The organism is Sphingopyxis sp. NJF-3 (assembly GCF_053514865.1).
The window spans coordinates 2,394,221-2,417,923 of the sequence record NZ_CM130726.1 but is presented as its reverse complement, the minus strand read 5'-3'; the positions used below and the strand labels follow the sequence as shown (position 1 = coordinate 2,417,923).

Below are 23,703 nucleotides of genomic sequence, written 5' to 3'. Positions count from 1 at the left end.
TCGTGCCGACGTGCCCGTTTTGCCGTAAATGGGACGCCGCTATGGCAATCTACCACTTCTCGGCAAAAGTCATTTCCCGCGCTGTCGGCAGCAGCGCGGTCGCGGCGGCTGCCTATCGCTCGGCCGATCGCCTGCACGACGAGCGGCTTGGTCGAAGCCACGACTTTTTGAACAAGGCCGGCGTCGTGCACAGCGAGGTGCTGCTTCCTGAGGGTGCCGATGAGACGTGGCTCGATCGCGAGAAGCTCTGGAATGATGTCGAGGCGGCAGAGTTGCGCAAAGACGCGCAGCTCGCGCGCGAGATCGAGTTTGCGATCCCGCGCGAGATGACCGAGGCGCAGGGCATCGAGTTGGCCCGCGACTTCGTCCAATCCGAGTTCGTCGAGCGAGGCATGATCGCCGATCTCAATGTCCATTGGGACGTCGGCGCCGACGGACTGGCGCGGCCACACGCGCATGTGATGCTCACGATGCGCGAGATCAGGATCGGTGAGAATGGGAGCGCCGAGTTCGGCGCCAAGGTCCGCGACTGGAACCGCACCGAGCTGCTAACCCATTGGCGCGAAGCCTGGGCCGATCACGTGAATGAACGCCTAAACGCGCTCGATATCGATGCACGCATCGATCATCGCAGTCTCGAAGCGCAGGGTATCGACTTAGAACCCCAACACAAGATCGGCCCAGCCGCATCGCGGATGGTCGAGCAAGGACTCGAAGTCGACCGCGCCGAAGAGCATCTCGATATTGCGCGGCGGAACGGCGAGAAGCTGCTCGCCAACCCGGCGCTTGCGTTCGACGCCATCACCCATCACCAGGCGACGTTCACCAACCGCGATCTCGCGATGTTCGTGCATCGGCACAGCGCCGGAACGATCCAGTTCGAAGCGGTCATGGGCGCGGTTAAATCATCGCCCGATCTGATTGCGCTTGGCAAAGATGGGCGCGGCGAAGACCGGTTCACCTCGCGCGCGATGATCGAGACCGAGCAGCGGCTCGAACGCGCAACCGCGACGCTCGACGCGCGCCGCAATCACGGCGTTGCGGAGCGCCATCGCGAACGGGCGCTGGCAAGCGCGTCTGCGCGCGGCCTCGACCTGTCGGTCGAGCAGCGCGGCGCCTTTGAACATGTCACATCGGCCCGCGGCGTCAACAACGTCATCGGCTATGCCGGAACCGGCAAGAGCGCGATGCTCGGTGTGGCGCGCGAGGCGTGGGAAGCCGCAGGCTATCAGGTGCAGGGCGCGGCGCTGTCGGGCATTGCGGCCGAAGGGTTGGAACTTGGTTCGGGGATCGGTTCGCGCACGCTCGCAAGCCTCGAACATCAGTGGGGACAAGGTCGCGAGCGGCTGACAAGCAAACACATCCTCGTTATCGACGAGGCCGGCATGGTCGGCACACGCCAGCTCGAGCGTGTCGTCTCCGAAGCCGAAAGACAGGGCGCGAAGGTCGTGCTCGTCGGCGATCCGCAGCAGTTGCAGGCGATCGAGGCGGGTGCCGCGTTCCGTGCCGCGACCGAGCGTCATGGCGCCGTCGAAATCATGGACATCCGCCGTCAGCAGGAGGGCTGGCAGCGCGAGGCAACGCGCGTGCTCGCGACCGGGCGCACTGGCGAGGCGATCGGGCGCTATGCCGACGCTGGATTCGTCCACGCCGCCGAGACGCGTGATGCAGCGCGCGCCGAACTCGTCGATGCTTGGGATCGCGATCGGCAGGCACATCCGGACACGAGCCGGATCATTCTTACCCACACCAATGACGAGCGCGAGCAGCTCAACAAGGCGGTGCGCGAGCGGCTGAAGGCGGGCGGTGCGCTCGGCAATGAGGTCGCGATCACTGTCGAGCGCGGCGAGCGGAGGTTCGCGACCGGCGATCGCATCATGTTCCTGAAGAATGAGCGCGACCTTGGCGTGAAGAACGGCTCGCTCGGCAGCGTCGAGAGCGTGAGCCCGGCGCGCCTGGCCGTGGCGCTCGACGACGGGCGTCGCGTCGCGTTCGACCTCAAGGACTATGCCCATGTCGATCACGGCTATGCCGCGACGATCCACAAGGCGCAGGGGATGACCGTCGATCGGGTCCAGGTGCTCGCGACGCCGGGGGTAGACAGCCACTCGACGTACGTCGCGCTGTCCAGGCATCGCGAGCAGGTCGATGTATATTATGGCCGCGACGATTTTGCCAATCAGTCGAAACTTGTCCGCCTCGCCTCGCGCGAACGCGGCAAGGATATGGCGAGCGATTACCGGGTGCAGGAACCGGCGAAGGCGGCCGAGCCCAAACGCAGCATGTTCGCAGGCCTGAAACTGAAGCGCACGATCTCCGCACAAGCACTCGGAAAAACGGCTCCCGAGCCACGGCGCGAGGAACGCTCCAGCCGGATGCGTGTCAGCGCACGGGCGCTCGACCCGGCGCCGACGCGCGAGGCGATCGACAAGGCGGTCGAGCGCTATGCCCGCGCCAGCCGCGATGTCGCCGACATGCAGGCCATCGGGATGAACCCGGTCGCCCATCAGCGGGAAAGCCTCGCCACTGCGACGCGCGATCTAGATGCGCTCAGCAAGGATGGTGTGAAGGATATCGGCGCCGCCTTTGCGAAAGACCCTTCGCTGATCGTCGAGGCGGCAACCGGGCAGCCGGGGCGGGCGATCCAGGCGATGCGCGCCGAGCGCGAACTGCGGATCGATGCGCCGGCGCGCGCCGACCGGTTCGTCGCCGAATGGCAGGCGCGATCGAAGCAGATGCAGCAATATAAGGACAGTCATGACCATGGCCGCGCCAGACAGGTTGGCGCGCATCTCAATGACATGGCGAAGAGCCTGCACCGCGACCCGCAGGTCGAGTCGCTGCTCCGTAATCGCACCCGCGAGCTCGGGCTAAGACCGCTTGAGAGACATTCGGTGTCTCAGGCGCTGCAGGACTATCTCACCCCCTCGCGTTCGCGTGGACTGGGGCTTTAGAGCCTCCGCCATGAGCAAAACCGAACCTGAAAACATCGACCACGACAACATCGTCGACGATGACATCGCCCTTGACGAGGCCTTCAACAAGCTGTCGGGACGAATCTCCATTCTGACCAAGGCGTTCGACGGCTTCGCTGATCGCCAGGACGAGCTTGTCGGGCGCGACTATAGCAAGGACCTCGCCGCAATCGAAAATGGCTTGGGAGAGGTGAGCGAGGAGATCGCTAATCTCGCTGTCCAGCCTGTCCTGGCGCTCACGCCCGACCGCGTGGCGGAACAGATCGAAATTGCTGGGCGAAGGGTTCGATCATCCGATCACGATCAATGGCACAGGGCGCAGAACCGTCTCGACGAGCTCGCGCGATCCATGGAGGGTCGGCTGGGTTCGGCGCGGACTCGCAATGAACAGGACAAGTGGATTGCTGTCGTCGCCGGCATCGCCGCGATTCTGGCCTTCTTTGCTGGATGCACCGTGCCACCCGCCGTCAGCCGATCGGTACCGGAGAGCTGGCATTGGCCGGAGAAGCGGGCGGCGAACCTGCTATCGCGCGACATGTGGGGTGCGGGCATGCGATTGATGCAGACGGCCCATCCGGATCGCTGGAACGAGCTTGCCCGCGCGTCGCGCCTATACCACGAAAATGCCAAGGCGATTGCCGCGTGCGAGGCGAAGGCGCCGCGTCGGAAGAAGCCGGTGACTTGCAGGATCGAAATCCCCCCACCGGTGGCCGGGTAAAGATCGACCGGTTTGCGCCTGAATTCAGATCTCCAACCCTTCCGGGGCACGCCTCGATAGCGGAGATCAATCGGCGCTCACGAGAATGACCGCAATATCTGACAGTCCCGAAGGGCTCCTTTCAGAGGCGTGGTTTGGGATAGTAGCAGCCACTCTCCGCCGGGATTGCATGTCAGCTACGCGCCTTCTTTGCTCCACGCGGCTAATTCCGATGGCGAGACTCGCTATCAAGTGGAAGTGTTCGGCCGCCTCGCTATAGTGTGGACGCAGGTAGGGCTCGGGTCCTACTGGCGCTCTCGATGAATGGAGGTTTATCTGATCGACACGCTTGAAAAGACCGTAGTTTACGACAGCTACTGGCGGTTTGCAGCAGAGCGCCTTGCAATGTACGAGCGTCGGCTTGTCGACCCCCACGGCCCCTGGACCGACGATTCGATCTTGTCGTCCTATCGCTTCACCAATACCTTTCGCGTCGCGGATCGGGTGAGCCAGTATCTCATCGACCAAGTGCAATATCGGTCGGACCGCTCGCAGGCGCCGGCTGAAATCTTCTTTCGCACCTTGCTCTTCAAGTTCTTCAACCGGATCGAAACTTGGGAGTCGCTCGAGCGCGAGCATGGGTCGCTCTCATGGCAATCGGCGGACCTGGATGCGATCTGCGCGAGCCTTGATCGCGCGATGCAACGTGGCAGCAGGGTTTATTCGGCCGCCTATATCATGCCTGCACCCCGCTTCGGCCAGGTACGCAAGCATGCCAATCATATCGCTTTGTTACGCGCCATGATGGACAAGGGGCTGCCTGCCCGCATCGAGCGAGCCAAAAACTTGGCTGAGGTGTACCACTTGCTGTTGTCGTGGCAGGGGCTGGGATCGTTCTTGGCATTCCAGTATTCCATCGACCTCAATTATTCCGCAATGCTGGACTTCGAGGAATCGACCTTTGTGGTCGCTGGCCCAGGCGCTATCGACGGTATAAGCAAGTGTTTTATTTCAACGAAAGGACACACTGCCGAAGAGATCATTCATTCGATGGTCGAGGCGCAAGAATATGAATTCCGGCGGCTTGGCATCAATTTCGGGGGCCTGTTTGGTCGCCGGTTGCAGCCGATCGACTGCCAGAACTTGTTCTGCGAAATCAGCAAATATGCACGTCTCGCGCATCCTCATGTGACCGGGACGAGCGGCAGGAAAAGGATCAAGCAGGGATATGCTGGCGAAGGCGTCCTCCCACGCCCAACCTTTCCACCGCGGTGGGGGGTCGAGGTTCCCGCCCTAAGACCGCTTCCCTCCCGACCACTTCAAGGGGTTCTCCTTTGACGTCGCCCAAGGCGCGCGCAAAAACGGCGGTCGGCGCTCGAAGCGCTTATCGAGCGCATCGAGGCGTATGGACCCGCCAGAAGGTCCGGGACAAAGCGACAGCCGAGCTCCTGTTCTCGAATGAGGACGACAGCTCAGCCTTTCGCGAGGATCGCCTGGACCATGCCGGGTACAAGCTGTCGATGGGCCCCGAATATTATGTGTCGCCGGCCCACGGGGATGCCCGAGCCAGCGTGAAGACCTTCGATCAGGACCCGGCCTTTTTCATCCCTCCGGGGCAGTTCGCGTTTCTCCTGACCGAGGAGATCGTTCGCATCCCGGACAATGCCTTTGCTTTCATTGCCCTGCGCTCAAAGGCGAAGTTCAAAGGGTTGGTGAATGTCTCGGGTTTCCATGCGGATCCAGGATTCCATGGACGGCTTATATTCGCGGTATTCAATGCCGGACCGGGCGATGTCCATATCCGCCGCGGCGAGGAACTCTTTATGATCGCGTTCTGCGACCTGGAAGATGACACCGAACTGCCGCGGAGGGATGCGGAAAGGCAGCTGAACATCCCGATGGACCTCATTCTCCCGCTCTCGGGTCAGGTACAATCGCTAGCCGGGCTGAAGGAGAACATCGACGATGTCGAGGAGGATCTCGACGAACGCCTCAATGCGATGGAGCGCGAAGTAGCGATCCTGCGATGGGCGCTGGCTCTTATAATCGGTGGATTGGTGGCACTCGTCGTCAAAACATTTTTCTAACAGCAGGATCTGCAGGCCCCATGAGCAACATGAGCGAACGACCAAAAGAGACCTTGGAGAAGGATGGTTCGCTGACTCGCCGTCTGGTATCGGGCGCTGTCGCTGCGGGCGCGGCCTTGCTCGCGGCGCTCCTCTTTTGTTCGGTTCGATCGGCCGCTGTCGTCAATTCCTATGACAAGGCTATTCTCGCGGGCTTGCTCGCGATCACCATTGTCGCAGGGGCGCGCGCGTTAGAATATCCTGCGCCCGAGCCGGTGCGCAGGCGGCGCGCCGCACCGACGCTTGCCCTGCAAATGGCGCGCTCTTGGCTTCTATGTTTCCTCGCCATCTCCGCTGTTTTCCTGCTCAATGATGTCGTAGCAAAATACGATCCCGACGCAGTTGGCGGAAAATCTGAGCGTGGGGTGATGGGAATTTCCGGTACGCTTACGGTAACGACGTCAGCCGAAACTCACGACTTTGAAGTAGCCGGGAAGAGCGCCGAATGAGTTCCCCAGGGTTCCTGATCCTGCTCCGCCGCAGGCTGCTCCAACAGGGTCAATCACGACGCCATGGCTAATCTCGAACCCAGCCCGGGGGCAATTGTTGAACGCCTGGCGCAATTGAAGTTCGACAATGTCTTCAATCCGTATGCTGACATATGCGAGGTCTATGACGGGGACGGTGCCACATCGATCCGCCAAGCAAATTTGCGCATGACACTCGAAGCTGCGTCGAAGGGTACCGCTGAGCTCTGGCTAGCGTTGGAACCGGGACATCGCGGCGCCCGGCGTACCGGGCTTGCCATGACCGACGATCGGCGCTTGCAGATGCATGCCGACCATTGGGGGATCGAAGGCATCCAGCGCGCGACATCGAGCGGGCCGGAGACTGAGGCAACGGCAGGCATTGTGTGGTCTGCTGTGACCATGAAGGATGGACCGATCTTTCTCTGGAACGTCTTTCCGCTGCATTCACATAGACCCGGCAACGCTTTGTCGAACCGGCGACATACTCGCAGCGAACGTGGGGCGTGCAACGATGTAACGTTGGCGATCTTCGAACTACTCGAGCCCGATCGCGTCTTCGCGATCGGCAAAGACGCATATTTGGCGACAGAAGAGCTCGGAATTGAGGCCGTTCGCGTTCGGCACCCTTCGTTTGGGGGTAAAATGGAGTTTCTCAAGGGTATAGGTTTGACATGACACAGGCACATCCCGAGCAACCCATCTCGCACCACACAACCTTGAGCGATCTGACAATTCACGAATACGCCGCGTTCGTGAACAAGACTGACTTGGGCAAGGACCAGCCGGCCGAACGGTTTGACATCTCACTTTATGGCCTTGTCGGAGAGATCGGTTCGCTGGGCGCCGCAATCAAAAAGCGGCTCTTGCAGGGAGGGCGGAAGGACTGGAATATCGCAAATGAGGAGATTATCGAAGAGCTTGGGGATTCTCTTTGGTATTGCTTCGCGATCGGAGCCGCGCGCGGCATCGGATCATCGTTCGTTGCCGAAGATATTGCGCTTCTTCAGGAGGAAGTCGGGGGAAGCGATGATCGCTCCAAACGCATTCGCGAGATCCTCGGATCGAGGGCCGACCGCTTCCTTCAATCGGCACCAGCCTTTCTCGAAGAACTCGAAACCACTGCCACTCTCGATGATTTCAGGAAACTGGCATTCCTGACGTCTAGGACGAAGGAAGACGAACTGGTGGAGGTGTGTCTTGCAGTGCTGCAACAGCTTACTGCAGAACTTATGCGACACAAGCTGCCCGATGTGGAACTGGAGCTCAACACACGCTTGGCGGAACGTCCTATTGAGCGAGTGCTAGGCGAGGTCATCTGGCATCTCGCTGCACTGGCCAGCCTGTATTCGCTCAATCTAGGTGCCGTTGCGAGAGAGAACATGGCGAAGCTGCATCGCCGGTTCGGCCGCGGAAACCCGACGCCCTTGCCCGACGAGGGCCGCCCCCCCCACGAACGGATACCGAGACAATTCGAGGTGGCTTTCGTATCGGTCGGCAAGGGTCGCTCTCGCATGTATATGGGTGGTGAGCGGCTCGGTGATGACCTCACCGACAATTCCTATGGTGAAGACGGCTACCGGTTCCATGACGTAATGCACCTTGCCCTGATGGCGAAACTGGGCTGGTCGCCGGTGCTAAGAAAATTGATGGGCCGCAAGCGCAGGGAATCGGCAAAAATCGACGAAGTTGAGGATGGCGCCAGGGCTGCGATCGTCGAGGAGGCGATCATCAACGCAATCTATGCGGAAGGACGACGCGTCGCTAACCTCGCCGCGCTTCCCGGTGAAGCGGGTCCTAAACAAATGTTCACCGACAGCTCCGAAATATCCTTTACCTTCCTTAAGCGCCTCGAAGCGCTCGCCTATGGCATCGAAGTCGCGAAGAACAACTACTGGGAATGGGAAGATGCGATCGTTGAAGGCTTTGCTCTCTTCAACAACTTGCGACGTGCTGGGCGCGGAACGATCACGGTAGGCCTGGAAAGTCGCTCACTCAGCTTTTCTCCGCAAGTGTTGATGGATATTCGCGGCAAGGTCGCAGGCGTTGGGACGGCCTATAAAGAGCAGACCGAAGATGCCGACACCTTTCAATTCGACAGCACGGAGGCCGCACTTGCGCAGGTGCACGGTCTTGCAGCTGTCGTCGCCCGCCGCCAAGCAATTGTCACAGCAGCGCAGCTACCGCAGACCAGCGCACGGGAAATTCATATCGGCGGCTGGCGTGACCATGTTGTCGACGTTCGCGCGACCGGCTCGGCGCAGCAAGTCTTGTGGAGCAAAGCGATTGTCGCGTTTCAGGCGCATGCCCGGCAGGAAGGGGGTGGCTGTCATGTGACGGCTATTGCGCTAAGCGACGGCTGATCCTGGAAGCCAAAAGTTGCTCCTCAGCAACTGCATAACCGCAAGCGGAATATTGTTGAGCGAGGGCTTTTTGAAGAGGGTCGCTTAACATGCAATTATCGCCTATACTCCCGGCTCTATTTTGGCCAGAAGGTTTGCCTGAAGGGGCTCAACCATGAACAAGAGTTTCGAGACTTTGGAGGCCGGCGACGGTCGTATATTCGTCATCCTGCACGTCTCCTGTACTGCGAGCAGGGATGACATACTCAAATTACTTGAAGTTGCTGGCATCGAGCGAGATAAGGTGACTTTCTTAGAGACCGACGACGCCAGAGATTTCACAGAGCTGGACGACGCAGTAGTATTGATACCTATCAACGGCGAGACCTGCGATGTGCCAGAACTGGAAGATGTCGGCCGCCAGTGCGGACAGGCAGGCGGACGGGTGGTTGTAATCTTCGAAGAGGGGTTCGCCTTTAGCGATCTTCATCCCATCGCCGAGAAATACGGTACCCAGTGCAGCTGGTCGGGCGAAGATCTCGGACAATGCGTTTCAGGCAAGGATCCGGAAAGGGCCAGCGACAGCGAAGGAAACCCCGTGCCGCGTTCGGGTGTCAAGCAAGTCAATTGCTAGACACAGTGCATTGACTACGCGCACTTATCGTCTGGATCACGACTTGGGGTTTGCGCCTAATCCCTTCTTCGGATGGTGCAGCCTAGCTTGCTGCATGCCGCAGATCAGGCGGCACGCGAAGATCGAGGATGTCATTATCGGAATGGCTGGCTCCAGCGCGAGCGGCCTCAAGCGCATTCACCCGCAGGTTATCTTCTGGATGCGTGTGAAAGAGGCGATGAGTTTCGACGAATACTGGTCGGACCCTCGCTTCGCGAAGAAGCGGCCCGACATGAAGGGACCAAAAATGCGTAAAGTTGGAGATCGAACTTATCGACGGGATCCGACTTCAGGCAACTGGCTGTTTGACCAGTCGATGCATTTTCTCCCGTTGGCCAAACAGAAGGACGGTGGCCATGTGCGGCGCGACACCAAGGTGGATCGATTGCTGTTGGGCAACGAGTTTACCTATTGGGGTGATCGCGGTCCTAAGGTGCCTGCCCATCTTCTCGGGCTCTTTCCCAATCCGCGTGGACAAAAATGTCCAGAGGAGAGCCCGCTGCTAGACGAGCTGCATGATTTGATCGGAATTTACGAACCACGCGGCGTCGTTGGCGACCCTGCCGATTGGGATAATGCGCGCTATTTCCCTCCGCATTGATCCTAATGAGGAGTGCCTGATTGGAAGATGGTGGCTTCTAATCCGGTCAAGGCAGACCGTTGGTAACGCGCTTCACCCGCACCTTTGCCGGTGCCCTGCGTCCACGAGCGCTGCCGCCCCCACATTTGGAGGCCGACAAGGCTAGTGATCAAAGTGCTGTGGTTTCAGCCCAAACAGCCCCATCGACGCATTCGGTCACCGGTATCAAGGGGCATCTGCAAAGACGATAGGCTCGCTCGACTACGGTTGCCAGAAAAGGATCGATCACGCGGACGATTGGCGGCGAAAGTCCCGGTTAAAAAGCCCATAGATTCAAAGTTGATGTTGACCTATTATTCTTGAAAAGGGGTGGACTTGCCTAACAATGACGTAACAGCAATCGAAGGGAATGCTGCATCCGCGACGGACCAATTGGCTCTCGCTGACGCGATGACTGCGCTTCTGAAGAACCACGCGGGCCTCGGCATCCGCTTGAAAGAGGTCCCGTTCGACTGGACGTCTGGGATGCACCGGCTCACCGGTAGCTTCCACTACATCACCTTTGCTGATGGCGTCCCCACGGTGCAGGAATTCGTCGAGTATCTTTACGACTGTCTGATTCCATACTGCCTGCCAAAGAGCAAGGTCAGGGAAGCGCTACAGGGGATCGACCCCATTCTCGATTATCACCGCATCGTAAGACTTGGTGACGATGCGAAGAGCTTGTTTATCAAAGCGAAGAATCAACTCGAGTCCGGCGGAGAGCCGGGAGAGCTAATCCTCTATGCCTTGCTAGAGTGGGTGCTGAAAGCCCCTCGCTTGGTTTCGAAGATGTACCTGAAGACCAATCACAACATGCCCGTCCATGGCACGGATGGTATTCATCTTGGCTATGACGAAGCCAAGGATCTTCTGACCATCTATTTTGGCGAGTCCAAAATATACCAGAACTTCTCGTCGGCGGCTGACGCTGCGTTCACCTCCATGGCCGAGCTCTTGGCGAATGCCGGTCAGATCTCTCGTGAGATCGAGATTCTGAACAACCTGTCCGACCTTAACAGTTTGGACCCGGCGTTTCAGGCGAAGATCGCGGACTATATCAACCCTTACTCAACGTCGAAGCTAACGCTGCAAAGGCGTATCGTTCACGCATGTCTGCTGGGCTTTGAATATGCCGCTTACAATCGCATCCTCGCGCTTGAACCCGACAAAGTCGCCTCGGCATTCGAGGATAAGTACAGGAGGAGGATCGGAAGCGCCTGCCGCGTCATCGAGCGCCACTACGGCAAGCGCCTGCCGGTCACCACGAACCTGCATCTCTTCCTTTTGCCGTTTCCATCTCTAAAGGTCTTTAGGGCGGCTTTCTATGAGAAGCTCGGAGTGGCGGCATGAGCTTCGTGGACGGGCTTTGCGAAGCGATTAGCGGCGATCCCCGCTTCGCTGCCGACTATGAGGCCATTCTGAGACAATCGATTTTGAGCGGCGCGGGCTTCGCAGACGGCCCCGCGCTTGAAGAGGAAGCCCTGCGGCGGCTCCTTCAAAGCGCGACGATATTTGCGCAATCTGAAGAAGCGGAATGGCGACAGCTGGCCTATCGCATTAGTGTTGGATCGCTAGCCTATAGCGACACTCTCGCCGGGATCAGGGGTGCGTCCAGACTTATCCTGGCGCGACTTGGAAATTACCCCGCGATCAAATTTGCGTTTAAAGGCGAGGCGGAGCCACGGACGCTCACTGAAGGAGTGTTTTACGAAATCCTCGGCCGTCAGCTGGACAATACCGTGCGCATTGGCGAGCGCAGGGCCGTCCTTACCGACATGCAGCGGGCGGTCTGGGAGGCCCTGGCATCTGGCTCCTCGCTGGCGCTTTCCGCGCCCACCTCGGCGGGCAAGTCTTTCGTGTTCCTGGCGTATATCGAACAGCTCAAGCGAACACGTCCGCACGCCAACCTAGTCTATCTGGTGCCGAGTCGAGCCCTGATCAACCAGGTTGCCACGGAATTGCGCGCAGCAAGCCTCGACAAGGCGTTCGAGGTGACGACGGTGCCGATACCGGCGGCGCCGACTGTCTTAGGCACACCGATCTATGTGCTCACGCCGGAACGGCTCCAGGTGCTGTTTCATGCCGCTCCTGAACTCAGCTTCGACGTGGCGATCGTCGATGAGGCGCATCTTATCGGCGAGGGCTCCCGGGGAGTGGTTCTGCATTCAGTCTTGCAGGACTTGCAACGGCGTCACCCCGACATGCAGTTCCTGTTCTCATCCCCGCAAGTTCGAGAACCGGCCGTCTTCGGCACGGTGGTCGGCCGCGAGAGCGTCAAGGTGGTCAAGACCAAAGACTCCCCTGTCGCTCAGAACATCATCCTGCTGAACCGCAGAGCGGGTGACAATAAGAAGATCGATATGCTGCTTTGGCGGGACGGCGAGAAGACTCCGCTCGCGGAAATCGACGCCGCGATCCCAATCTACAATTCCCATGATGGGCTCGTGTATCTGAGTTGGGCCCTTGGAAACTCCTCTCAAAGCCTCGTTTATGCTGTCGGTCCTGCGGCATGCGAGGATATCGCGTTCAAGATCAAAGAGCTGTCGCAAGATCCGGCGGTTGCTGAAGTGGGGACATCCTCCGGACCCGGTGAGCTATCTGTACAGGTTCGCAAGGACCTAGCTGCCTTTGCGAAAGAGGCGGTCCATCCGAGCTACGTGCTTGCTGAAACCGCCGAGGGTGGAGTCGGCTTCCACTACGGCCGCATACCTCCGCTGCTGAGGAACGCGGTTGAGAGTGCCTTTGCTGAGGGGCATCTCGACTACATCGTCTGCACAAGCACTCTGCTGCAGGGCGTCAATCTGCCCGCGCGCAACGTGTTCATGCAGAACCCCCATAAGGGGGAAGAGAACCCCATCGAACCCGTCGATTTCTGGAACCTAGCCGGACGTGCCGGTCGACTCGGCAGGGACTTCCAGGGGAACGTCTTCCTCGTCGATTACGATGAGTGGGAATCGAGTCCGCTCTCCGGGCCGAAGGATGAGCCCATCAAGCCATCGCTTGAGGTCACCCTGACCGATACGTCGGCCGAGCTGCTGGAGTATATAGCGGCGACGGACCGGCCGTCGGGCGAAACTCCGCATCTGGAAGCCGCCTTCTCAAAGCTATTGCGCGACCGTCGGCAAGGGCAGCTTGACGACACCCTTGACCGCTTAAGCGGATTGTCGCCGCAGACACGGGTGAGCATCACCTCCGCCCTGGCGATCGCTGACAATAAGATCGGTTTGAACCTGGAAACGCTGGCGGCCAGCCCGCAGATCTCGGGGTACCGGCAGCAGGAACTCTATGATTACATGGTCGAGAAGGTCGGGAAAAAGGGTCCCGATTATCTGATCCCGTTGCATCCGAGCGCGGGGTGGAAGGAAGCGCTCGACAAGCTGCGACCGGTTTTTGCCCGCGTGCACAAATATCTTGAGTTGAAGAGCGGCCAGCATCATCGGTACTGGGCGCCTCTGGCTCTTCGCTGGATGCGCGGTGAGCCGCTGCCGATGATCATCGAGGAGGCGATCAAGTATCACAAGAGTCAGGGAAAGAACCGGTCCAGCCGGACGGTCATCCGAGAAGTGCTGACGGATGTGGAAAGCAGCCTCCGGTTCAAATACGTGAACATGCTGGGCTGCTACGGAGCTGTACTGAGAGAGGCTCTGATCGCAACCGGACATGCTTCTCACGCCGCGAAGATACCGGCACTGACCCTGTATTTGGAGCTTGGGGCAGCATCACAAACGATGATCCAGCTTATCAGCCTCGGCCTCTCTCGCCACACGGCGCACATCCTGTCCGGCTTGACGATCAACAGGGATATGGATCTAGGATCAGCGCGACGCTTCCTCTCTCGGCTGACACCCGAGACAGCGGGGCTATCGCCTTACGTGGCTGGGGAACTTAGACGAGTGCTTCAAAACGTCTGAGCGCGCGCATGGACGAAGCGGTCGGTCGATAACATTCTAGGGATGCGGGTTAGCCTGCTAGTAGCGGCGCAGCCGCCGGCAAAATAGTCCGCTACCAGCGTCATTTCGTCCGAAATCGTCCCTCAGCAACGGGTCTCTTTTTTCGTTCCGGTGCGAAATGCCGGGACCCCTTGATGTCCGCGGCTGCTGTAACCCGCACTTCAACTCCGAGCCTTTAAACGACGGCTTCATCCCAAGCCGGTCGTTCGCTACCGCACGCCAGATTGATGAATGAACGGCACGTTTTAGAGATCTGTTTCGGGCGGTCTGATGGCTGCAATTTCGGTGGCTGCTGACCGTGTCAATGGTCTGCCCAAATTGTCCGCTGCCCGAATTTCTATGCCTAGGAAAGGCCAAGGCGGCCAGTCGTTATGTCAACGCTCTGCGCGCAGCTGCGATGTCAATGTCCGCAACGAAGCCATGGCGATCGAGCATATGAAGCAGATTTGCACCGTTCATCAATGTGATCGGCTTGCCGTTAGCAAAACTATATGCATCGGGACCGTAGTCTGCGGTGGTTACCAAGATGCCGCGAGACGCGCCTTCGTTCATCATGGTGCCGTACAGGTCTCGCACGGCGGAAACGCCCACCGTTCGGGTGTAGCGCTTCGCCTGAATGACAATCTTGCCCCCGGTGATCGGATCGGGATCGAAGGCAACGGCATCGACACCGCCGTCACTGCTGGACTGCGTGATCTTCACTTCGCCACCGCGTGATGCGAACTCCTTCTCGAACAGCTCACGCACGAGATGCTCAAAATCCTCCCACGACATGGCGGCGAGGTTGGTGCCTTCGTCGAGTGTCGCGCCGACCTCGCGCGCGTCGACAAAGCGACGATCTTCCGTGTCGAGTTCCATGACCGGGGCGATTGGCGCCAGCGATGCCAGTGATGCCGCCGAAACTCCCTTCAATGATTTGAAGCATGTTTTCGGCTCAACCCGGGCAAGATCGATCGCGCAAAATGTTGGCCGATCGACGAGAAGCGACAGCAGGCAGCTTCGCTTCTGTAGGCCGGTCGCGGGATCGATAAAATCGACAAAGCCATTGAACAAAATGGCGTCGATATTGCCGGCCTCGTCTGCTTCGAACAGCTCATGAACGGTGCGAAGGCAGATTTGATAGGCGACAGTCTCGAAATTTGCCTTGCGCTCGCGCTCGGAGATGAAGCTTTCCTTCAACTCGCCGGAGACCTTCACGAATTTGACCGCTTTTGTTGACGGCAAGACGTCGATCGACGGCAAGTCGTATGCGAGTTTGATGAGTTTGCGGGAGCGGTCATATTGGAGGAGATAGGATTTCTCAAAGAGGCCGTCGTAATCCGAGCGTTCAAGTACGAGCGAGGCGTGTTCGATGACGGCTTCTTCGTCGCCGCTGGCCACGTCGGCAGCCAGCCGGTCAACTTCAGCGTGTGAAGCGGCCTGTTCCGCTTTGAATGCGTCCTCCTGAGCCTTGTGCGCGTCCCAGAACGCCTTGCGCCGCTTTTCCCATTCGTCGGTTGCATGGGCGAGCGACTTCTTACGCCGCGTCTCTTCCTCGTCCCAGGCACGTACTGCGGCTGAATGTTCCTCTTGCGCGGCGGCGACGATCGCCGTTTTCTTGCCCATGATGAGCTGGAAAAATCCCACTTTCGGTTCGACATATTCGGGTATTTTAGCAGGGCTGCTCGAGGGTTTGGGTTCAGGGAAGTCCTTCGGATAATCGTATTTCGACCGATCCTTCAGCGTTTCCCAATCGATCTTGTCGTCTACCCGCAGGGTGTGGGCGAGGATGCGGCCGAGGGAATCCAGCTTCAGGCTGGCCTCGATGGTCAACTCATCGGCAGCTGCTTGGCCTGAGAGCAGGGACTGCCGCTTCTGGTAGGACGCATATTTTTCGTCCCAACCTGCCATCAGTGCGTCCAGTTTGCTCTGAAGGATAAATATTTCGGGGGCGCTGACTTCCTTATGGAGATTGAGCTTCGTGTGCCGAACGTCGATGTAGTACCGCAGAATCCGATCGCCACGGGCGCTCCATTTAGCGTCCAGCGATCCGATCACGATATTCTCGAGATTATTCGAATGTATGGTGACTTTGGTCACTTCAATCCCCCCGGATTATATTTGAATGGTTCTAGAAAGCCGGTTGATTGGAAGAGATCAAGCCCCATCAGCTCCGATTTCGCGGCTGCTCGCTCAATCTACGCTTCAGGTTTGCGACATTTTTGGGTGATCGCGCACAGCGATGCTTGACGGAGCTGGGTTTCAATCGGCTTAGTGGCAATGGGTGGAGATCGTCACGGGGACGGAATTTTATGGGCCTTTCAAATCCTGGGTTTGGCTGCCGAGCAGGTTCGCGCACTTGAAAGCGGTCTTCGAGATCAGCGGGACGTCCCGCTATGATGACCTCATCACGGAGCGGTATCACTTTCCGAAGAACTATCTCGCGATAGCGCGACAATGCGTGGGTGACTGGATCGTCTATCGCGAAACCGGGGCGTCTGGCGGGCGTAAGGCCTATATCGCGGCAGCGTTCGTGACAGCGATTGATCCCGACCCGTCAGATAGCGGGTTGTTCTACGCGCGTGTCGAACAGTTTCTTCCGTTTGACCGGGCGGTTCCGTATCGTGATCGTGATGGGCGGTTCGCTGAGCGCTTCATGCGGGACTATGGCGACCCGGCAACGATCGGCAGACTGATGCGGGGCAGGTCGGTTCGGTTGCTGGATGGTGCCGATTTCGTTGCGATCGTCGATGCGGGCTTGGACGCTGTCTTCGATGCGGAGAATGCCGTCCGTCTTGAACTTGATACCCCGCATCTCGATCCGGCAACGGCAGCCCTCTTGAGCGAGCCGCCCAGCGAACGGCGCGTCGAGCAAATGCTCGTGAACCGGAAGATTCGCGATGCGGCTTTTCGAAAGAATGTGCTGGACGCCTACGACAGCACTTGTGCTGTCACCGGCCTGCGGATCGTCAATGGGGGTGGTAAAGCGGAAGCGCAGGCCGCTCATATATGGTCGGTTGCCAGTGGCGGGCCTGACGTCGTCCAGAATGGTATCGCGCTTTCGGCGACGGCCCATTGGCTGTTTGACCGCCATTTGATCAGTCTCGCCGACGACTATTCGTTGCTCATTTCGCACAACAAAGTTCCGACCGAGTTGAGAGGCCTCTTTCCGCCGATCGGGCAGACCATTCGCTTGCCCAAAGATCAGCATAGCTGGCCACGCCCTGACTACATTGCGCGACATCGTGAGCGATTTGCGGGCAATGGGCTCGCGTGAACAGCAACCGCCTCGCGCAATGTCGATTTTGGCGGCTTCCCGAGTAGAGAAATTAGGGCATCGGACAAAGGGCATTACAAAAAAGCATTGTGTGAAACCATTGGCGAAGATATAAGATTGAATGAGATGCCATGATGTTAATTGGTAATCGTATCACTGCATATCTGAATTTATAGTGTCACCAGTGGGGCCATTCTATATTGGTCTAATAATTAGATTTTTCTTATCAAAATCATAGGAGTATTCTTAGTTTCCTCTTCTGGGCACCATTTTTCTTTCCGGACACTTCCGCAAGTGTCCGGAAAAATCCAAGAAAACAGCCGGTTAGGACAAGTTCGGCGTCCATTGGCATCCGGCCGAATTCGTTGAAATTGGCGGTACATGACGGTATATCTGACGGTATCAAAACCGACAGAGGTGGCACCATGCTGACCGATCTGGCCGTCCGAAAAGCCACGCCGCGCGACAAGCCTTACAAGCTTTCCGATGGGGGCGGGCTGTACCTGCTGGTGACGGCCGCGGGTCAGCGATACTGGCGGATGGACTATCGTTTCGGTGAAAAGCGGGCCACTGCCGCACTCGGGGTCTATCCGACCATCACCCTGGCCGAGGCGCGAGCTAAGCGGCTGGAGATCAAGAAGCAGATCGCCGAGGGGATCAACCCAGCGGCCAAGCGCAAGATCGACAAGATCACCGGTCCGCTCGCCAATGTGAACAGCTTCAAGGCCGTGGCGGAAGAATGGCTCGACAAGACGCTGACGTCGATCCCCTCGAGCGTGACGCCGCGCATATTCGCCAGCGTGATGCCGTGGCCGCAGGTGCCGCTGATCCCGCGCAGCGTGAAGCCTTCGAGCGGCTTGTCCGGGTGGATGTTCACGGCCTCAACCAGGATCGGCACGTCCTTCACGCTGATGCGCTCGAAGGTGAAGTTGCGCACGGCGGGGATGCCCTCGCGGCCGGGAACCGGGAATTGGTCCTGCTTGCCGCTGTCGAGGAAATTGAGCCGCAGGAAGCCATAGCCCGCGCCCGAGACGTCGAGGTCGCGCATCGCGATGTCCTCGATGAATGCGCCGCGGCCTGGCCGACTCTTGAGGTAGATGGCGAAAGTGTGGGCGGCGAGGCATTGGCAGTGCTCGACCAGCACGCGCCGAATCCCGCCCGATGTCTCGCTGCCGATGCCGATGCACGCCCAGCGCCGGTCGCGGAACACGCAGTCGGTGATCGTCACGTCCTCGGTCGGTCGGCCGATCGTGCGGCCTTCCATGCCGCGGCCGGATTTGAGCGAGATGCAATCGTCCGCGGTGTCGAACTCGCAGCGGTCGATCAGGACGCGGCGGCATGAATCGATGTCGATCCCGTCTGCATTGCCCACCACGGTGAGGCCGCGGAACACCGCGTCGTCGGAATAGACCGGATGGATCGACCACATGTCATTCTGTTCGGTGTGGAGATCGGTGACGCTCAGCCCTTGCACCGCGACGAATTCCATCAGCGCAGGGTGGCGCAGCCCGGCCTTGCTGACGCGACCGTGGATTTCCTTCGAAGCCACGATGCGGCCCTTGCCGGTGACCTCCACGTTGCGCGCGTCCTGCGCCCGGATCAGGCTGGCGTAGCCGGGAACCCAGCGGCCCTCCCACCGCACCTGCACGACCGGAAAGTCGGCGAGGTCGGGCGAGCCCTGGAGCACGGCGCCCTCGGCCATGTGCAGCGTGGTGTTCGAGCCGATCCGTAGCGCGCCGGTGAGCCATGTGCCGGCGGAGAGGATGACTTCGCCACCGCCCATCACAGCGCAGCGATCGAGCGCCTGCTGAAGCGCGGTCGTGTCCTTGGTGGCGCCGTCGCCCTTCGCGCCGAAGTCACGCGGATCGAGTATCAAGCCCGTGTCGCGCGCCGCGGACTTTTCCGGGAGCGCGGGCCGCACCGCGGTCTGCGCGGCCGCGGGCGTCGCCAGCGCGGCAGCGACCGATCCGCCGACTGCGGTAGCGAGGAAGGAGCGACGGTCGGCGTCCATGGCTTGCCCGTCAGCGGCTGGAGGGAGGAAGGATCGGATCGCGCGCACCGCGCAGGATCAGGCGCGGCGCGGCGGGCAGGGCCGCGGCTACGTCGGCAGCCTTGAGCGGCTCGTTCACACTGTTGACCGGATTGACCAGCGTTACCTTGCTGCCGAGTGTCGCGATCAGATCGGGCAGGTCATAGCGTGCGAGCACACCGGGCAGGTTCACCTCGGCCATGTCGCGGCTGATCGGGCGCAGCACGAAGTCGCGGTAGCTGAGAATGCCGCCGTCCGCGGTGACGGAGGCGACGCGTGGATCGAGCACGCCGACATGGAGCGCCACTGGGGCAAGCGCGCCGACGCCATAGACGTTCAACTGGCGGGCGTCGACCTCGGGGCGCGCCGCGAGCCAGTTGAGCGCGGTCAGCGCATCGTCGGCGCGCAGACCGACCGGCGTTTCTCCGACGAGCAGTGTTCGCAGCGACAGCAGGGTCCAGTCGCCGGTCAGCGCCGACTTGGCTTCCTCGGTGCCGCCCGAGCCCGCGGGCTCGATCGCCAGCACGTTCCATCCCGCTTGGGTCCAGTGTTCGAGCAGCCCGCCGGGCGTGGAGAGCGTCCGCAGCGGCTGGCTCGACAGGAAGAGCATCGTCGGATGCTTTCCAGACTTGCCAGCGCGGGCATAGACGCTGTTGACGTCGAGGCCCGGCGCGGCGCGGAAGGTTACGTTGGTCAGCGTGTAACCGGCGCGCGTTTCGGGCGTGCCTTCATCGACTGCGGTGAGCTTGGCGCCGCTCTTCACCCGGGCGCGCGTGATGTCGCGGATCGCGACACGCAGCCGTTCGAGTCGTGCCGCAGGCGTCTCGCTGGTGGGCGGGGTGGGCGGGGTCGGGATCTCGCGCGCGATTACGGCGCGCAGGGTGTCGCCGCCGCCCGAGGTGGCGAGTTGGCCGTTGGAGGTCGCCCACAGTCGCGAGGGATCGCCGGTCGGCACCGCGTCGAGCACGGGCTCGCCGGGGGAGCCCTTCAGCCAGCGGTTGAAAAAACCGATGATCCTGGGCGCGATCGGCCCCAGATTGCCATGGGGGCCCGGTCCCTCAATTATTGTGATTTTGTCGGCGGCACCCATCACTTCGTAGAAGCGGCGCGCCTCGGCATAAGCCGCACGGGCCCCCGCGATCGGGAACATATCCTCGGTGGTCGCGACGATCGCATAGGGTCGCGGAGCAGCCGCCTCCACCCAGTCGGGAATGTCGAGGCCGCGGTCGATGAAGAAGGGGATCGATTGCTCGGCGTCCTGCGCCCCGGGGCCGCCGGGGCCGAGCAGATGGTCGAAATCATTGATGTAGCAGGCCGTCGCGGTCGCCTTGATGCGTGGGTCGAGCGCGGCGAGATACGCCGTCATCGTGCCGCCGCCCGAGCAGCCGAAGGCGCCGATCCGCTGGTCGTCCACCTCGTCGCGCTGCATCAGCAGATCGACGCCGCGCATCGCGTCCTGGATGAAGAAGCGCGAGACGTGCCCGCCAGTGGGCAGCGCCTGGCCGAACGCCATCGAATGCTCGCCGGTCGGTCGGCCGACCTTCGACGCGCCGATCTCGGGATCGTAGAACTGGACGCGCTCGCCCTCGCCGACGATGTCGACCGCGAGCACGGCGAACCCTGCGCGGGCGAGGTTGACGGCGAAGCCTACCCCGCTGAGCCGCCCCTCGACTCCGTGCCCCGGCTGGGTGATGATCGCGGGGAAGGGGCCCTGGCCCTCGGGCAGGTAGAGATTGGCGGTGACGCGATAGCCTGGCAGGCTTTCGTACCAGAGATTCTCGACGCGATAGCCCTCGCCGGTGCTGCGACCGGTGACTTCGAACGTCACCGGGCCGGCGGCATGCTCGAACTGGATCATCTCCGAAAGCAGCGCGCGCACGCGGACCTGGCGGCGGCGGGCCTCCTCGGGCGTGGCGATCGCGGCGACCGTGGCGGCGCGCGCCGCGGTCTTCTCGTGCGCGAGCCGGGTGAGATGCGCGATCAGCGCGTCGCGCGGGCTGGGTGCCGCCGCCTGCTGGGCCGCGGCGGGTGCCGCCAGCCAGAGCATCGTGCCGAACGCCACCGCGCCGGCACCGGAAAGGCCGAAGAATCCCTTCATATGCCTCGATCCTTCTCAGCCATCCCTGTCGGCCGGCACGACCACGCCGCCCGGTGTGGGGCCGGACACCGGCCGGCCGTTGCGGCGAACATTCTCGTAACGAAGCCCGTCGACATGGGCGACGATGTCGGGCTCGGCGGCGCGCACCACGATGCAATCGACCAGCCGGATGTCGCGGATCGGCGCGTTGGCGAACCCCTGAAGGTCGAGCATGCGCTGGCAGCGACCGACGAGCAGCCGCTCGATCGTCAGCCCGCGAAAGACCGGCGTAAAGCCTCCCTTGGCGCCCTCGCCGTAGTTATAGTCGATGGTGATCGCGGCGCGGCCCACCTGGCCCACGGTCACGTCGCGAACATGGATATTCTCCAGCGTGCCGCCGCGCGCCGCATTGTTCTTGAAACGGATCGCGGTGTTGAGCTGCGGGCTGTCCATCCGGCAATTCTCGACGAAGACATTGCGCACGCCGCCGCTGATTTCGCTGCCCAGTGTCACGCCGCCGTGCCCGTCGGCCATCGTGCAGCCCGATATAATCACATTCTCGGTCGGCCGGTTGAGGCGGCGCCCGTCGGCGTTGCGGCCGGACTTGATCGCGATGCAGTCGTCGCCCGTGTCGAACAGGCAATTCTCGATCAGGACATCGCGGCAGCTCTCGGGATTGCAGCCGTCGTTGTTAGGGCCGTGGCTCGAGATGGTGAGGCCGCGCACCGTTACATTCTCGCACTCGACCGGGTGAACCTCCCACATCGGCGAGCGGATGATCGTAAGGCCTTCGATCAGCACGTTGCGGCAGCGATAGGGCTGGATGAATTGCGGACGGATGGTCGAGCCCGGTCCGAACACGCGCTCGGCTACCGGCACGCCCTCTTCGGCCAGCCGCTTCAGTCGCGCGCCGTCGCTCTCCGACCCATCGGCGGGGCCGCGCTTCCAGGGCCACCAATGTTCGGTGTCGGCCTGTCCGTCGAGAATGCCATGACCGGTGATCGCGACATTCTCGCAATCGATCGCGTAGATGAAGGGCGAGAGGCCCATCAGTTCGTTACCCTCGAATCGCGTAAAGACCGGCGGGAAATAATGCGCGGGGTCGCGAGAGAAGCGGATCGTGCTTTCGCGGTCGATATGGAGTTCGACATTCGAGCGCAGATGGATCGGCCCGGTAAGCCAGACCCCGCCCTCAACCACCACACGCCCACCGCCCGGTGCCTTCGAGGCGGCCTCAATCGCTTTGGCGAAGGCTTCGGTCGCGAGAGTCTGGCCATCGGGAATTCCGCCGAACTGCTGCGGGGTAAAGCGGTTCGCGCGCGGGAAACGCGGTGGAAGGATGCGGCGCCGGATCGTCTCGGCAACCGCCCATGATCTATCTTCTTCCGCCGTTGTTGTGGTGGCACGCGCATCGCGCAGCGTCAGGAGCGCAAGGATACCGGGAATCCCGCCGACGAAGCTACGGCGACTGGCGGCAGAATAGGATGACATCGATCGGGCGTCCCCTGCAAATATGTGCGTGGAGAAGGATTCGTAATATTATCTGGCAAAATAAGGACACCGGTGTCAACGCCGTAGTAGGTATATATGATAGCTGCTGCCAGCTTTATCGCCGGCGTCGGGCTCGCGCGTATGGGCGATTATCACGTCCGCGCCGACCTTGCCGCGGGACGCCTTGTCGAGGTGCTCGCCGATGTTGTCGAATCCGACAAGGAGCAGCGCCACGCCGTTTTCTTCGGCGGCGGCTACATACCTCAGCGCGTGCACGCCTTCCTCGACTTCGTCGCGCCGCGCCTCCAGCAATTTCTGAGCGCGGGCGAACCATAGTCGCCCCAGAGCGGGCCCGTCACATGCCGGGCCCTCGAATGGCGAGGCAGAAGCGCAGAGCGATCTCCACCACCTCATCGGTAGGGCGCGCAAAATTCTCGCGCATCCACGCGAGCGCGATCTGATGCAGTCCTCCGCTCACGCCGCGCAGGCGGAGGTCGACCGTGTCGCTCGCGGGCACCGGCATATCGAGCAGTTCGGCCATCGCTCGCTCGAACCGGCGGATGGCGTGTTCGAAGAGGACATCGACCCGTTCGCTGACATTGACCGTGTCGATGAAGAAGACGCGCGTCGCCGACGGCCGCTGGTGCAGCGCGTCATAATAGGCCCGGAGTCTGGCGTGAATGCGCTGTCCCGGCTCGCCGCCGCTGTCCGCCGCGTTCACGACTTCAAATAGCTCGTCCGATATCGTCTCGAACGCCGCGACGAGCAGTTCTTCGCCCGACGCGAAGGATTCGTAGAAATAGCGCTCGGTGAGCTTCGCTTCCTTGCAGATCGCGCGCACCGACGCCTTCGGATAGCCCCGCTCGGCATAGACGGTGATCGCGGCCTCGATCAGCCGCTCGCGCCGTTCGCGCGCGCGATCGGCGCCCGAACTGCCGCGATATTCGCGTTGGCCTTTGACATTCTCCGTCATGACTGCCATGTGACAACATGTGATG

At 60.8% G+C, this 23,703-nt stretch carries 18 protein-coding genes and 1 pseudogene; 14 read left to right on the top strand and 5 right to left on the bottom strand.

Translation table 11 applies throughout. The features are described from left to right. Nucleotides 1-41 precede the first annotated feature (41 nt). The 11 genes from traA (at nt 42) to ACOTSS_RS11745 (ending at nt 13,813) form a co-directional block, all read left to right on the top strand. The gene (gene traA, locus ACOTSS_RS11795) at nt 42-2,954 is read left to right on the top strand and encodes a Ti-type conjugative transfer relaxase TraA (protein WP_448688343.1); all 2,913 of its coding nucleotides are present in this window, start codon (nt 42-44) and stop codon (nt 2,952-2,954) included. Nucleotides 2,955-2,964: 10 nt separating this feature from the next. Next, nucleotides 2,965-3,693: a DUF6118 family protein gene (locus tag ACOTSS_RS11790; RefSeq protein ID WP_448688342.1), complete on the top strand. Its 729-nt coding sequence runs from the start codon at nt 2,965-2,967 to the stop codon at nt 3,691-3,693. Between the two features lie 303 nt (nt 3,694-3,996). After that, nucleotides 3,997-5,010 (top strand): nucleotide kinase domain-containing protein, encoded by a 1,014-nt coding sequence (locus ACOTSS_RS11785; RefSeq protein WP_448688341.1) that lies wholly within the window; start codon nt 3,997-3,999, stop codon nt 5,008-5,010. Further along, on the top strand, nt 5,007-5,759 hold the full coding sequence (locus ACOTSS_RS11780) for a dCTP deaminase domain-containing protein (protein WP_448688340.1): 753 nt from the start codon (nt 5,007-5,009) through the stop codon (nt 5,757-5,759). The genes ACOTSS_RS11785 and ACOTSS_RS11780 overlap by 4 nt, the downstream gene beginning before the upstream one ends. 20 nt (nt 5,760-5,779) lie before the next feature. Beyond that, nucleotides 5,780-6,247 (top strand): hypothetical protein, encoded by a 468-nt coding sequence (locus ACOTSS_RS11775; protein ID WP_448688339.1) that lies wholly within the window; start codon nt 5,780-5,782, stop codon nt 6,245-6,247. A 63-nt stretch (nt 6,248-6,310) separates the two neighbouring features. Further along, on the top strand, nt 6,311-6,943 hold the full coding sequence (locus tag ACOTSS_RS11770; protein ID WP_448688338.1) for a uracil-DNA glycosylase: 633 nt from the start codon (nt 6,311-6,313) through the stop codon (nt 6,941-6,943). Further along, nucleotides 6,940-8,628, top strand: a complete 1,689-nt coding sequence (locus ACOTSS_RS11765; protein ID WP_448688337.1) for a hypothetical protein — start codon at nt 6,940-6,942, stop codon at nt 8,626-8,628. The genes ACOTSS_RS11770 and ACOTSS_RS11765 overlap by 4 nt, the downstream gene beginning before the upstream one ends. A gap of 154 nt (nt 8,629-8,782) precedes the next feature. Next, entirely contained in the window at nt 8,783-9,241 is a 459-nt protein-coding gene (locus tag ACOTSS_RS11760; RefSeq protein ID WP_448688336.1) for a hypothetical protein, read from the top strand. Continuing rightward, the gene (locus ACOTSS_RS11755) at nt 9,219-9,881 is read left to right on the top strand and encodes an Nmad2 family putative nucleotide modification protein (RefSeq protein ID WP_448688335.1); all 663 of its coding nucleotides are present in this window, start codon (nt 9,219-9,221) and stop codon (nt 9,879-9,881) included. Before ACOTSS_RS11760 ends, ACOTSS_RS11755 begins: the two co-directional genes overlap by 23 nt. A gap of 429 nt (nt 9,882-10,310) precedes the next feature. After that, nucleotides 10,311-11,252: a HamA C-terminal domain-containing protein gene (locus ACOTSS_RS11750; protein ID WP_448688334.1), complete on the top strand. Its 942-nt coding sequence runs from the start codon at nt 10,311-10,313 to the stop codon at nt 11,250-11,252. Beyond that, the gene (locus ACOTSS_RS11745; protein WP_448688333.1) at nt 11,249-13,813 is read left to right on the top strand and encodes a DEAD/DEAH box helicase; all 2,565 of its coding nucleotides are present in this window, start codon (nt 11,249-11,251) and stop codon (nt 13,811-13,813) included. The genes ACOTSS_RS11750 and ACOTSS_RS11745 overlap by 4 nt, the downstream gene beginning before the upstream one ends. Before the next feature lie 408 nt (nt 13,814-14,221). Here the strand turns inward: ACOTSS_RS11745 and ACOTSS_RS11740 are convergent, their stop codons facing one another. Then, nucleotides 14,222-15,931 (bottom strand): restriction endonuclease, encoded by a 1,710-nt coding sequence (locus ACOTSS_RS11740; RefSeq protein WP_448688332.1) that lies wholly within the window; start codon nt 15,929-15,931, stop codon nt 14,222-14,224. Between the two features lie 184 nt (nt 15,932-16,115). On the opposite strand from ACOTSS_RS11740, the gene ACOTSS_RS11735 reads away from it, so the two are divergent. Together ACOTSS_RS11735 and ACOTSS_RS11730 are read left to right on the top strand one after the other, a co-directional pair. After that, the gene (locus tag ACOTSS_RS11735) at nt 16,116-17,108 is read left to right on the top strand and encodes an HNH endonuclease (protein ID WP_448688331.1); all 993 of its coding nucleotides are present in this window, start codon (nt 16,116-16,118) and stop codon (nt 17,106-17,108) included. Nucleotides 17,109-17,533: 425 nt separating this feature from the next. After that, nucleotides 17,534-17,728, top strand: a pseudogene (locus tag ACOTSS_RS11730) (Arm DNA-binding domain-containing protein); the annotation flags it as partial. Here ACOTSS_RS11730 and ACOTSS_RS11725 read toward each other — a convergent pair. From ACOTSS_RS11725 to ACOTSS_RS11715, 3 genes are all read right to left on the bottom strand, one after another. Then, nucleotides 17,695-18,810, bottom strand: coding sequence for a glycoside hydrolase family 28 protein (locus ACOTSS_RS11725; RefSeq protein ID WP_448691338.1), 1,116 nt, complete (start codon nt 18,808-18,810; stop codon nt 17,695-17,697). The pseudogene ACOTSS_RS11730 and the gene ACOTSS_RS11725 sit on opposite strands and share 34 nt — an antisense overlap. A gap of 319 nt (nt 18,811-19,129) precedes the next feature. Further along, a complete protein-coding gene (locus tag ACOTSS_RS11720) occupies nt 19,130-21,235 on the bottom strand; it encodes an acetylxylan esterase (RefSeq protein ID WP_448688330.1) in 2,106 nt (701 codons plus the stop codon). 15 nt (nt 21,236-21,250) lie between these two features. Continuing rightward, nucleotides 21,251-22,705, bottom strand: coding sequence for a glycoside hydrolase family 28 protein (locus ACOTSS_RS11715; protein ID WP_448688329.1), 1,455 nt, complete (start codon nt 22,703-22,705; stop codon nt 21,251-21,253). Between the two features lie 96 nt (nt 22,706-22,801). On the opposite strand from ACOTSS_RS11715, the gene ACOTSS_RS11710 reads away from it, so the two are divergent. Beyond that, nucleotides 22,802-23,041 carry a hypothetical protein gene (locus tag ACOTSS_RS11710; protein ID WP_448688328.1) on the top strand — a complete coding sequence of 80 codons (240 nt, stop codon included), beginning with the start codon at nt 22,802-22,804 and terminating at the stop codon, nt 23,039-23,041. 19 nt (nt 23,042-23,060) lie between these two features. On the opposite strand, the gene ACOTSS_RS11705 is transcribed toward ACOTSS_RS11710, so the two are convergent. Beyond that, nucleotides 23,061-23,687 (bottom strand): TetR/AcrR family transcriptional regulator, encoded by a 627-nt coding sequence (locus tag ACOTSS_RS11705; RefSeq protein WP_448688327.1) that lies wholly within the window; start codon nt 23,685-23,687, stop codon nt 23,061-23,063. Nucleotides 23,688-23,703 lie beyond the last annotated feature (16 nt).